Here is a 12604-nt window from a genome sequence, read left to right as displayed (position 1 = left end):
TTGGATGGCAAGAACGTATCTCAGTTCGAACATGGCAAGAACGCATCTCAGTTGGAACGCTGTAGCGCTCTTTAAATACGGCTAAGTCCGCAACATCTTGCGCGGTTGCACTTAGACCATTATCTTCTGCATGACTTATCCATTCTTTACAGCAGCCGCAATTGGCATCTTTATAGACAGTGGCTGATACGTTTTTTAGTAAGTCTGGTTTACTTACTGATGTCATCATAGAATTATTTATAACGTTTGGTTCAGCTGTCTTTGGAACAGCCAAAACATCTTCAGTTGATGCCGATGTTGTGCTTGCATCAGATACGCCACTACTCGGTTGGCTACAAGCAAATAGTGATGAGGCAGCCAGTAATAATAACGTACTACGCAACCCCTTAGACAGATAACGATTGCATATAAGACTGGATTTTATTTTTAAGGGGGGCATAGTGCTTTCTCATGTACTGTAGGTATTGTGAGCTATAGAAGATCAAGTAACACTTCATATCGTTTGGTAATGTAGCATAATAACCCATTAAACGGAGTACGTAAATTCATCCATTGAGCAGTGCAGGCTGGTATCATAAGCAGTTTTTATTTTAAAATACTGCCTGTAGTATTAACGGCTCTATCTAAGTTTTGGATTTTGATTAAAAATTCAAGGCTCATAATTTTGGATAATTTGCGATGCGTTTGTCTACTATTAATCTACAAAAGCGTTTGAGTACTCACTTAAATCAATTACCGCTATCGCTTACGCTAGTAGCAGCATGGCTTGCAGGAGCTATTTTTTTATTTTCGCTAGCGCCTTATGGGTTTTGGCCGCTAGCAATAGTATCACCAGCGATTTTATATGCGCTGTTGGTGACAAGTATGAGTGGTCGTCGCGCTTTTATTATCGGTGAAGCTTACGGTATGGGGCTATGGTGCGTCGGCGGCTTTTGGCTCTATACTGCTATCCATGATTATAGCGATACACCAACGTGGCTCGCATTGATTATGATTGCATTGATGGGTCTCGGTATGGGACTATTTCATGGATTGTTAGCACTAGTCTTTAACCGTATGGTAGGCAAACAACCCTTTTCATTTGCTGCTCTTTGGGTGCTACAAGAATGGTTAAAAACTTGGTTATTCACAGGCTTTCCGTGGCTGTTTGTTGGTTATGCATTTACTGAAGAGTATTGGTTATCGTCCTTAGCACCCGTTGCTGGTGTTTTTTCCGTCTCTTTTGTTGCCATACTATTGGCTGCAAGTTTAGTAGAGCTACTGCTTCGGCGCAGTAGTTATGCCATCGTTTCTGTACTGTTATTAGCCATTAGCACATCATTATGGCTGGTCAATCCGCAATGGACAAAACCTAAGGGCACACCTGATCTGTCAGTGTCATTGATTCAAGGTAATATTTCACAAGATATAAAGTGGCTGACTAAGTATCAAGTAGAAACGCTAAAGATTTATGCGAAGTTAACACGCACTGAGTGGGGACGTGATGTTGTGGTGTGGCCTGAATCATCTATTCCTATGTTTCAGGATGAGGCTGCGGGCTTTATTAGTGAAATGATAGAAATGGCTAATGCGACCAATACGACATGGATAACTGGTATCCCTTATAAGGATAAAGCGGCATTCAATGCCAGTACGGATAAGTATCCCCCATTTTACAATAGCGTGATTGCTCGAGGTGTAGAAGCGGAAGGCCTATACAAGAAGCAGCGTCTAGTGCCTTTTGGAGAGTATATTCCATTTGAAGGCGTGCTCGATATTTTCCCAAGTTTGGCCGGTAGTCAGGATATTAAGAACTATAGTCGTGGTAGTGATCAGCAGTCACCTCTAAAGGTGCGTGGACACAATATAGGGACGGCTATCTGTTATGAGGTAGCTTATCCAGATACCACGCGTAAAAATGCCATCGATACTGAATTTTTGTTGACCGTCTCTAACGATGCCTGGTTTGGCACTTCAGCAGGACCATTGCAACATTTGCAAATGGTACAAATGCGCGCGCTTGAGAACGGGCGCTGGTTTATTCGAGCGACCAATACTGGTGTTACCGCTATCATTAACCATAAAGGTCGTATTGTAAAACGCGCACCGCAGTTTGAGCGTACTGTACTACGTGGTGAGATACAGGCACGGGTTGGTAACACGCCCTTTATGCTTATGGGAAATTATCCTATCTTGATAATAATAACCTTGTTATTACTACTAAGCTATTTTGGCAAAGGTCTAACCACACTTAGAAGACGAGGGTAATAGTAAACTTAATCATAATAATTTAATCAGTGTAAGTTTTTTATTTTTTCTAGGTAACGTCCTAACGCACGTAAATATAAAAGTTTTAAACTATTGACCCCTGCCGTCAAATCCGTACACATAAACTTGGGAGATTTTAATTACGCAGCCTGACGATAATAATCAAACCACACCTGTCTTGGCGATTGATAGCCCAAACCCTTTTGAATTCTAGTCTGATTGTAGTACAGCTCGATATAACTGATAATATCATTGATGGCTGTGAACCTTGTTTTATAGTCTTGATGATATACCAGCTCATTCTTTAATGTGCCCCAGAAGCTTTCTATTGGAGCATTGTCGAAGCAATTACCTTTAGCGCTCATTGAGCCTATAAATTGATGCTGCTTAATGGTCTTGTGGTAGGCGTGACTGCAATACTGACTGCCTCTGTCTGAATGAACGATTAGCCCTTTGCTTGGACGTTTATTCTTGATGGCCATATTTAGTGCTTTGCAAACTAAATCTGCGGTCATACGCTTGTTAATAGCGTAACCGACCAGCTCTTTGGTGTATAAGTCTTTGACCCCTGCTAAGTACAGCCAACCCTCATTCGTCCAGATATAGGTGATGTCGCTGACCCACGACTCGTTAGGGCGCTTAGCATCAAACTTCTGATCCAGTACGTTTGGATAGACCAGCTTGTTGTGATTGGAGTCGGTGGTGACTTTAAAGCGCTTATGACTACGACATTTAATGCCGTGTTGCTCTTTGATGCTTCTTACCATATACAGGCTAATGTTATGGCCTTGCTCGCTTAGATGAGCATGCAGTCGATCTGCGCCATAACGTTCTTTCGTTTCATTGTGAGCCGCTTTAACCAGTAATTCAGACTGGTTGCGATGTATCTGTTGGTCGCTGAGATCACGACTTAGCCAGTCGTAATAGCTTGATGGCTTAACCCTTAACACACGGCACATAGTGGTGATGCGAAAGAGGAACTGGTTGTCTTTGATAAAGGCGTACCTGACTAACTGTTTCTCGCGAAGTACGCCGTCGCCAACTCGAGCATAGCTCTCCCCTTGCGTCGGGGCGAAGCAGTGCTTCGCTTTATCCCTCCTCATTTAGTATTTCGCGTTCCTCTTCGGCAACTTTAAGCTGTCGCTTTAGGCGTTTTACCTCTTCAAGCGCACTCATAAGTTCAGGGTCATACTGCTTTGTTCCTACAAGCTTGCCTTGATTGGCTTTGTTCTGCCAGTTGGATAGCGTTTGCATGGCGATGCCAAGTTGCTTTGCGGTCGCTGAAATATTGCCGTTGTTATCCGCTATCTTCTTGACGGCTTCAGCTTTAAATTCGTCACTGTAGGTTCTTACTTTCTTGGTCATGGTAAACTCCTGTCAATACGCTTAGTTTACCAAGTTTATCTCTACGGTTTCTTCAGCATAGCTCACCATGATTTTGTATCCCTTAATAGTATATTGTAGTATGTTGTATATAATATAACCCCAGTTCGGGATAAGCGCTCAAAAAAAAGATAAAAAAAGAAGTCCAAAGTTGCTAAAGTAAGTTTACCAAGACAAACTTCACAACAAGGACTTCTTACATGGACAACCTAACCGAACTATACTGCCATATTGACGACTTTTATTAGCAATTCAAACCTGAGTTTGACGCTCATTTAATCGCAACGGGCCGTCAACGGCTAAGAGCATGCCAGATAAGTGTAGCAGAGATGATGACCATCTTGGTACTGTTTCATCAACGGCGGTATCGACAGTTTAAGGCGTTTTACTACCATCACATGCTTGGCATGATGAAACGGGAGTTTCCAAACCTGCCGAGCTACTCGCGATTTATAGAGCTTGTGCCGCGCAGTATCATGCCACTGTGCAGCTACTTGCAAAGCATGATGGGCGACTGTACGGGTATCAGCTATATTGATTCAACCAAGATAGCAGTTTGTCATAACAAGCGTATCTACCGTCATAAAGTCTTTGAGAGTATGGCGCAAAGAGATAAAGGTAGTATGGGCTAGTTTTACGGCTTTAAGCTGCATGCCATTATCAATCATAAAGGTGAGCTGGTCTCCGTCAAAGTCACTGAGGGTAATACCGATGATAGAGCGCCTGTTAAGGATATGGCAACACCTTTGTTTGGTAAGCTATTCGGTGATAGAGGCTATATCAGTAAAGCACTGAACGAGTGGCTCACAAAACACAGTGATACTAGGCTGATAACGAAACTTCGGCGTAATATGAAACCGCAAGTACTCAAGCCGATAGATGAGGCGCTACTCAATCATCGCTCTTTGGTTGAAACGGTATTTGGGAAGCTGAAAAACTTGTGCCAAATCGAACACTCACGCCATCGTAGTGTCACGGGGTTTATCACAAACTTGCTGTCAGGTTTGATTGCTTATTGCTGGTTTCCCTATAAGCCCACCATCAAAAATATGCCTCAGCAGGGACAGGTAGCAACATTGTAAATAGTATCAATGAGTTACAATGTGGCTTATCCCGAACTGGGGTTGTAAATAGACAAGTCCATACAGACAGTGAATTGGTCAATTCGAATATTGGAAATAATAGGTAGCCCTTCATGTCCCTTAAGAGCGCAGAAAAGTCTCCGTCATTAACGCAAAATAAACCGTCAAAAAAATCTTATCTGTTGGCGTTCGCTTTCAGCGCGGGTTCATTATTGACAGGGCTAGCAGCGACTGGGCTGACGGCCGTGCCAGTGGCATCGCAAGCGGCAGGATTGGGCGATTTATTTAGCAGTGATAAAAGTGCTGCCCAACCGAAATTTTTGCCTGTTGATGAAGCGTTTCAAGTTAGCAGTAGCAGCAAACCGACCAATAATGGCACGCGCTTAGCCATTAACTTTGACATTACGCCTGAGCACTATGTTTATAAAGACCAAATTAAGCTAACGTTGCCTGCTGGCGTGAGCGCTGCACCTTTTAGCTTTAGCCAAAAGCCTATCTCCATAGATGATCCGACCTTTGGTCAAGTATTGGTCTTTGACCAAGCCAATATGGTTGCTACTACCATTTTGAGTAGTAGTAATGGCAAGGCGATAAATAATGCCGCCGTGACAATAGGTTGGCAAGGCTGTGCCAAAGCGGGTCTATGCTATCCACCGGAGAAAATAAAAACCACAGTCAATATCGCTGCTGCTTCACAATCGGCAGCCAATAGTTCAAGTAGTACTGCTACAGTTTCTGCGAGCAATAACAGCAATGTAGAAACTGCGCAAGCCTCTACAGATGGGACAGTTACCAATAGTCTTGCTACAGAGCAAACTACGCCAGATGACGAGGTGATTGATTATGCATTGTTAGATGACGAAGCGTTAGATGCAGAGCTTGGTGCAATCAATACCATCTCTGGAGCCGATGAAGAAGTGGTAGGCGATAATGTCACAAGTGAAGCAGCGAACAATGACGCTGTCATAAATAATGCTGCTGCAACAAACAATACCGTTGTCGTTGATAACGCCATTAATAGTGACCCTTTTGGCTTAGCTTCGCATCCGTGGTTGGCATTGGTGTTATTGTTCTTGGCAGGGTTGGTCTTGGCATTGACGCCATGCGTGTTACCGATGCTACCGATTGTTGCCAATATCGTCGCGCGTGAAGACAATCCAACGGTAAAACGCGGTGTTATTTTAACGACCAGCTACGCTATTGGTGTTGCCATCGCTTATGGTATTTTAGGCGCGGTCATTGCGGTATTTGGCGAATCGTTAGGCATTATCGGTTGGCTACAAAATCCGATTATTTTAATTGGGTTTGCCATCGTTTTTGTCTTATTAGCCCTTTATATGTTGGGCGTATTTAGCATTCGTCTGCCAAGATTCATCAGTAGTAAAATGCAGGGTCTAAGCCAAGCGGGGGATAGCAAACTTGGTAGTACGGGTGGCAGTTTAATTGCGGGATTCTTATCAGCACTCGTGGTATCGCCATGCGTTTCGGCACCCTTATTTGGGGCGCTGCTTGCTGTATCAACGATTGGAAGTCCATTACTTGGCTTTGCGGCTTTATTTATGCTCGGTTTTGGCTTATCAGCGCCGCTTATCTTAATTGGCGCGACCCAAGGTAAAATCATGCCAAAAGCAGGCGAGTGGATGAATTGGGTCAAGCAGGGCTTTGCTTTGTTGCTTTTTGCCGTGGCATTGTTATTAATTGAACGCGTCTTTATCTCGCCTGTGATGCTGATGGTTTGGGCGCTGTGGTTTATGGTCGTGGCGATGTGGGCGTGGAGCTGGCTAGGCAAAGGTCGGATGCTGACCCAAGCGCTAGGCTTAATCGCTGGTATTTGGGCGACGTGTTTAATCGTCGGCGCCGCATTGGGCAATGACGACAGCTTGCATCCGCTTGCCTCCCTAACTGCGGTTCCGGTGCTGCAGACAACTGCTGGTCAACCAGCCACCAGTAATGCAACCGATAAGACGGTTACGACGCTGGCTGAGTTAGATGCCATTGTCGCCGCCAATCCTAAAGTGCTGGTCGATGTCACCGCCGAATGGTGTATTGCATGCCGGATTATGGAGAAAAACTTATTTCATAATCGCCCTGCGCAAATGCAAGATTGGCAATTGGTCAGACTTGATATCACGGAGACTACGGCTGATTCAAAAGCAATCTTAGCGCGTTATAAACTATTTGGTCCGCCAGCATTGCTGTATTATCAAGACGGGCAATTGGTCAATCAGCAAGTGGGTGAAATCGGGCGCGCAGCGTTTGAGCAAACCTTAACCGCGCTAAATTAATCGTTTAAATGTAGATAAATTCCACATCATTTCTACCCATTAAAAAGCCAACGTCCTTTGATAATAGGACGTTGTCTTTTTCAATCTTACTAAATAGCCTTTTTAATATAGACGCTAAATCCTTGGTTTAGCATTATTTATTACTACTTACTTTGCTACTTACCTTATTATTTACATCAGTATTTGCTCGCAATAACGCTAGGGTGTGTTGACAATTACCGTAAATGGATAATCGTCGCTGCTAAATAGATATTAGCAGCAAACGACTCATCCGTTTTTTCAGCACGCATGGCAATTTTCTTGAAATCTTTCAGCTTACAGAAGAAGTTCTCGATTAAGTGACGCCACTTGTACATTTCTTTATCGAAATCTCGTTGCTTTAAACGAGAGCGTTTAGGGGGTATGACCGCTTTGCTACCACGCTCTTCTAAGTCTAGCAGTAGCCAATCCGTGTCAAAGGCTCTATCAGCAAGCAATGCACCAAACTCTTTGTCTTTAATTAAAGGTTTAACGCCAGCCATGTCATGCTGTTGTCCTTTCAATAAAGTAAAATCAACAAGGTTGCCTAATGCATCAACCATTGCCATGATTTTAGTGGTCATACCGCCTCTTGATTTGCCAATTGCCTGATGACAAGCCCCCCTTTTGCGCCTTGTCCATGACGATGTACCTTAACAATAGTGCCATCAATCATGGCATACTCTAAATCTGAGTCATTCAGAGCATTAAATAGCTTGCTGAATCTATCGCTTTTTACCCATCGACGGTAGCGCTTATAAACACTGTTCCAGTTACCAAATTCAGGGGGTAAGTCTCGCCACGGACTACCTGTTCGGACAATCCATAGAACAGCTTCGATAAATAGTCGATTATTTACCGCTGTTCTACCAACATCGGTCTCTTTACCTGCACAATACGGTGCTATCTTTGCCCACTGGGCATCACTTAGGGTTAATCTAGTCATAACACTATGATTATCAATTATTCTATATATGTCAACACACCCTAGTATTTGTGTCATCGTTACGATAATGATTCGTTTATAAAAGATTCGGCTAAAATACTGTCACCTGAAACGTAATCAATATTTTTCTTACTTAAACAGAATATATTAGAGGAACTTTGATAACAGACAATTTTTATTTGACAAGGTTATTACAGATCCTCAAAATAATTTTGAGTATTTGAGTATTTGAGTATTTGAGTATTTGAGTATTTGAGTATTTGAGTATTTGAGTATTTGAGTATTTGAGTATTTGAGTATTTGAGTATTTGAGTATTTATTTAGCTATACAGCTATCAAATGACGCGAGCACTTAGCTGTAGCTTGTATTTCAGAATAACTACGCCCAGATTTCAGAAGGCTAGTGATAATCTTACGCTTCTCGGTATCTTTCCTACGTCCTGAATATTTACTTTCTACCTTAGTACGAGAAATACCTTACATCTGACGGTTACGTCGATCTTCATAGTCCTTTCTAGCAATAGCAGCGAGCATATAAAGCATCATCGAATTGATGGCCTGTAATACGCTGCTCATAAATTCAATGCTGCTATCAGATTGAGGCGTTATATAAGAGGTCGGTAGCTCTTCTGATACTACCGCCAGCTTCTTTTCTAATAGCATTCTTTTGAGAGTATCCCAATCAGCTTGGTTTAAACGTGCTAAGCGGTCAATCTGCTCAACCAAATTATATCGCCTTCATGGGCATCATTTATCAGTTACATTAACTGTGGACATATTAAAGTTGCGTCTGACTCGTTTTCAACATAGAAGGCGGCAATTTTGTGACCATGATCAGCAGCAAGCTATATGAGCTCACTTTTGGCACGCTTGGCATCTTGATCTTTGATTGGCGCTCTATGCTCTGATAAACATAAACACCTAAAATAGTCTGTTATAAGTAGTTCCATTATTGCAGTCTATTATAAGTAGACTATTAATTGATTAAGAGACCTGTTTTGATAGTGCCCCTGGGGTATGGCTTTTGAAACCATTTTTCTTTATATTGTCACTTAGACAGGCTGGGCATTTGATGTATAGTGTCATTTGCATTTCACTATTTATCAATTTCTCAGCCTGTTTTTTTTCAGCCTACTTTTTGAACCACCACCCGGATATAAATGTAACTATGAATAAAACAACTTTTAAAATATCGAAGATGGACTGCCCTTCGGAGGAAAACCTAATCCGAATGAAATTAGAGGGCCACTCGAATATTGAACATCTTGAGTTCGACATTCCTAACCGTCAATTAACTGTGTTTCATCATGACAATATAGAAGGGATAGAGACTGCTATTCATGACCTAAAATTAGGAGACACCCTACTCTCGACCGAAACCATTGACCCCTCTGATCCCAACAATAATTTTAAAATTGATGCTGACTCTAGTCACAAAAAAGATGCTAAGCAAAGAAAGCTACTATGGATAGTGCTGGTCATTAACTTTGCTTTCTTTATTATTGAAATGAGCACGGGACTGATTTCTCGTTCGATGGGGTTGGTCGCCGACAGCTTAGATATGTTAGCAGATAGCTTGGTGTACGGAATTAGCTTATTTGCGGTCGGTGGAACGGTCATTAAGAAAAAACGGATTGCTAGAATTGCCGGATATTTTCAAATTACGCTAGCGATTCTTGGTTTTTTAGAAGTACTAAGACGTTTCTTTGGCAATGAGCAGTTACCTGACTTTTCTACCATGATAGTCATATCGATTCTTGCGCTAATTGCAAACTTGATTTGCCTCTATTTACTACAAAAATCGAAAAGCAAAGAAGGAGAAGAAGCCCATATGCAAGCCAGTATGATTTTCACTTCAAACGATGTGATTATCAATTTAGGGGTAATTGTTGCAGGGATTTTGGTTAATTGGTTACACTCTAGTACGCCTGATTTGATTATTGGTAGCATCGTATTTGCTTTAGTTATTCAGGGCGCCTTTAGAATATTGAAGTTGAGTAAGTAGCCAAGCCTAATAACTGAAGCAAATAGCTCAAGTAAGTAGCTTAATTAAACCGCTAAGTGTAAAGTAACTGGGTTTGAAGCAAATAAACATCATAAGGATATGAGACCTCAAGCAATGATTGAACAAACTTTAAATCTAGTCACCACCAAAGACCATCAGCAAGTTGCCGTTTGGCGAATAATAGATGATGAAGTCTTTGATAAGAATCTGGTGGTGGTCAACTAATTTAGGACACTAATAAAATTCAAACCTACATCGCCATTACTTATAACCCTGAGTCGAGAACGGATAATAATTATAAGCGTTGGGGCAACTTTTATGACCGCCAAGATCTGTTAGTAGGTGACGAGTTGTGTCAGGTGGTTAATTTTCAGAGACCTTCCTAAATTTTGTGTAAGTATTTAATCTAAACGTCAGTTACACAGAATCTGGGATGGTCTCGAGGGTCTCCAAACCCGGTACGGTTCACCTAGCAAACATTCGTTATTTTTTGGCCTTAACTAAACTTTGTGCGTAATGGTATTTTCTGGCTGACTTCTACTTTGAACGCATGTTACCGCGCACTCAAGGTCATGCTGAAGAATGGTCAATCCTTCAAAAACCATGACGTCATTGGCCGCTGAACACTTTAGCTTTGACTACTAATTAATAGTGTCAAAACGATAAAAAGAGCGCCGATGCACTCTTTTTATTCCTAGTCCGACCTTACAATTCAACTTCCCCCAGCAACTTAGCTGTCGCTCCAATTTTCTGGCCTCATCCTTAGACTTTGGCAAAAGCGTCCCCTACAGTTAAAAAGAGTTCACTACGCTCACTGATAGTTTCTTTAGAGTAAGTGCATTAAAAATTCCGTCATGTCTCTGTCTTTCTACAACTTAAATTTAAGTAAGAAAATCGCGCTAATATTTAAAAAACTCTTTAACAAAAAAAATAATATAAATATTTAAATACATCAGCAAAACAAATATTATCAACATTCACATATCAATAAAGGGAATAAAAATGTCAAAAAATTATAAGCTCAGCCACTATATCTTTCCGCTCATGCTGGGCTTTTTATCAATGAATGCTATAGCGGCAATTAATGTCTATGGTCCAGGTGGACCAGCACCAGCGATGCACGAAGCAGCGAAACAATTTAAAAATAAAACAGGGATTGATGTCCATGTAACCGCGGGCCCTACTTCACAATGGAGCGACAAAGCCAAGCTTGATGCCGACGTCATCTATAGTGGTTCGGAAGCCATGATGTCTGATTTCGAAAGCTTATTTGCCGACAAAATCGTAAAGGACTCGATTGAGCCTATTTACCTACGCCCTGCTGCCATTTTAGTCAGAAAAGGCAATCCCAAACATATTCAAGGATTTAAAGATCTAAGCAGGCCAAACACTAAAGTTTTGGTCACCCATGGCGCAGGCCAAGTCGGCATGTGGGAAGATATTGCAGGTAGAACGGGCAACATTCAGCTCACAAAATCCTTCCGTAAAAATATCGCCATGTATGCACCCAATACAGGCACAGCGAAAAAAGCATGGGAAACTGACAGCAGCTATGATGCATGGTTGGTGTTTAATATTTGGGGAGTCAGTAATCCAGACATTGGGCAAATTATCCCGATCGAACCTGAACTGGTGATTTACCGTGATGCAGGTGTTGCACTAACTCAACACAGTCTAAAAAATCCTGAAGCAAAAAGTTTTATTACGTTTTTAAGCTCTGCACAAGGCCATGCGATTTTTAAACAGTTTGGTTGGAACAAATGAGTGCTTAATTTTAATCTTTGATCCACATTCAAGATCAGTTTCCAAGCTTAAAAAATCGAACTTTTAACAAGCAAATTGGACATAAAAAAGAGCGCCACGGCGCTCTTGATTGAAGAAAATATAACTACTGAACCTCGGCCAAAAGCGTTTGTGCTGCCATTTTACCCAAGGTATTCGATGCCAAAGGACTATCTCCTGTAATTAACTTACGGTCTTGAATACACTGTCTCGACATCTCTTTATTAACCACTTCCACACCCAACTTTTCTAAGCGATCTGCCAGCAACCATAGTCAACATGAAAAAAACGAAAATCTCATGCAAGCCTTTGAAGCGATCCAAGCCAAATACGGCAAATCTAAAATTGCATTGAGTGGTTGTTATTTGCCAAATCGTGCTTGGAGTATGAGCTGAGATCGTTTGACGCAGAATTATTTTAGTTGGGATGGGTTACTTCGGGTGTAGCACCGCCCAGTTCAACATCAGTAAATTCATAAAGTTAGCAACACAATCCAAGAAATAAGAAATTTATCTCTGCACACGACAAAAAAACAAAAAAGTCTGTTAAAGCAAAGGCATAATAGTAATTTTTAAGACGAATAGACCATGCCAAACTTTAACAGACTTAGTGAAACTTTAACTCAAAACCTGAGTATGAACAAGGCAAGAATCACATGTTTGAGCCTAATGATAATAGCCCTGATTACTGCTCAAAGCAGTAATCTTAAAAAAAATAGCAAGACACCTCCCTAAGGGTGGCAAGACCGACAGTCACTATCGCAGACTACAGCGATTTTTTGCCGAAGCGAGGATAGACTACGATCAACTGGCTTTAATGATATATCGACTATTTGGGCTAGGCAAAGTCACCTTAA

7 protein-coding genes and 6 pseudogenes are annotated in these 12604 nt (G+C 41.6%); 7 read left to right on the top strand and 6 right to left on the bottom strand.

Annotated elements, in window-relative coordinates; all coding sequences use genetic code 11:
• A pseudogene (locus tag JMW90_RS12975) lies at window positions 1-439 on the bottom strand (DUF411 domain-containing protein); the annotation flags it as partial.
• A 239-nt stretch (window positions 440-678) separates the two neighbouring features.
• Here JMW90_RS12975 and lnt point away from each other — a divergent pair.
• The gene (lnt, locus tag JMW90_RS12970; RefSeq protein WP_077449698.1) at window positions 679-2247 is read left to right on the top strand and encodes an apolipoprotein N-acyltransferase; all 1569 of its coding nucleotides are present in this window, start codon (window positions 679-681) and stop codon (window positions 2245-2247) included.
• 140 nt (window positions 2248-2387) lie between these two features.
• Here the strand turns inward: lnt and JMW90_RS12965 are convergent.
• Window positions 2388-3612 (bottom strand): annotated as a pseudogene (locus JMW90_RS12965) (IS3 family transposase).
• 218 nt (window positions 3613-3830) lie between these two features.
• Between JMW90_RS12965 and JMW90_RS12960 the strand changes: the two are divergent.
• Together JMW90_RS12960 and JMW90_RS12955 are read left to right on the top strand one after the other, a co-directional pair.
• A pseudogene (locus tag JMW90_RS12960) lies at window positions 3831-4712 on the top strand (IS982 family transposase).
• 113 nt (window positions 4713-4825) lie between these two features.
• Window positions 4826-6997: a cytochrome c biogenesis protein CcdA gene (locus tag JMW90_RS12955; RefSeq protein ID WP_201564670.1), complete on the top strand. Its 2172-nt coding sequence runs from the start codon at window positions 4826-4828 to the stop codon at window positions 6995-6997.
• Between the two features lie 215 nt (window positions 6998-7212).
• Here the strand turns inward: JMW90_RS12955 and JMW90_RS12950 are convergent.
• The 3 genes and pseudogenes from JMW90_RS12950 to JMW90_RS12940 all read right to left on the bottom strand — a co-directional run.
• A protein-coding gene (locus JMW90_RS12950) for an IS5 family transposase (RefSeq protein ID WP_165596948.1) occupies window positions 7213-7961 on the bottom strand; the annotation gives its coding sequence in 2 pieces (ribosomal slippage) (window positions 7213-7631 and window positions 7631-7961; 750 coding nt in all).
• A gap of 477 nt (window positions 7962-8438) precedes the next feature.
• On the bottom strand, window positions 8439-8687 hold the full coding sequence (locus tag JMW90_RS14140) for a recombinase family protein (RefSeq protein WP_228706492.1): 249 nt from the start codon (window positions 8685-8687) through the stop codon (window positions 8439-8441).
• Between the two features lie 291 nt (window positions 8688-8978).
• Window positions 8979-9053, bottom strand: a pseudogene (locus JMW90_RS12940) (IS1 family transposase); the annotation flags it as partial.
• Window positions 9054-9129: 76 nt separating this feature from the next.
• Between JMW90_RS12940 and JMW90_RS12935 the strand changes: the two are divergent.
• The 3 genes and pseudogenes from JMW90_RS12935 (at window position 9130) to JMW90_RS12930 (ending at window position 11730) form a co-directional block, all read left to right on the top strand.
• The gene (locus JMW90_RS12935) at window positions 9130-9966 is read left to right on the top strand and encodes a cation efflux transmembrane domain-containing protein (protein ID WP_201564669.1); all 837 of its coding nucleotides are present in this window, start codon (window positions 9130-9132) and stop codon (window positions 9964-9966) included.
• A gap of 526 nt (window positions 9967-10492) precedes the next feature.
• Window positions 10493-10611: pseudogene (locus JMW90_RS13820) on the top strand (hypothetical protein); the annotation flags it as partial.
• A 357-nt stretch (window positions 10612-10968) separates the two neighbouring features.
• Complete coding sequence (locus tag JMW90_RS12930) at window positions 10969-11730, top strand: substrate-binding domain-containing protein (protein ID WP_058368377.1); 762 nt, start codon at window positions 10969-10971, stop codon at window positions 11728-11730.
• A 124-nt stretch (window positions 11731-11854) separates the two neighbouring features.
• Here the strand turns inward: JMW90_RS12930 and JMW90_RS12925 are convergent.
• Window positions 11855-12019: pseudogene (locus tag JMW90_RS12925) on the bottom strand (glyoxalase III HchA); the annotation flags it as partial.
• Window positions 12020-12047: 28 nt separating this feature from the next.
• On the opposite strand from JMW90_RS12925, the gene JMW90_RS13950 reads away from it, so the two are divergent.
• Window positions 12048-12143: a DUF4113 domain-containing protein gene (locus tag JMW90_RS13950; protein WP_145990099.1), complete on the top strand. Its 96-nt coding sequence runs from the start codon at window positions 12048-12050 to the stop codon at window positions 12141-12143.
• Window positions 12144-12604 lie beyond the last annotated feature (461 nt).

The organism is Psychrobacter glacincola (assembly GCF_904846215.1).
GTDB classification, from domain to species: domain Bacteria; phylum Pseudomonadota; class Gammaproteobacteria; order Pseudomonadales; family Moraxellaceae; genus Psychrobacter; species Psychrobacter glacincola.
This window is presented reverse-complemented; position numbering and strand designations above follow the sequence as displayed.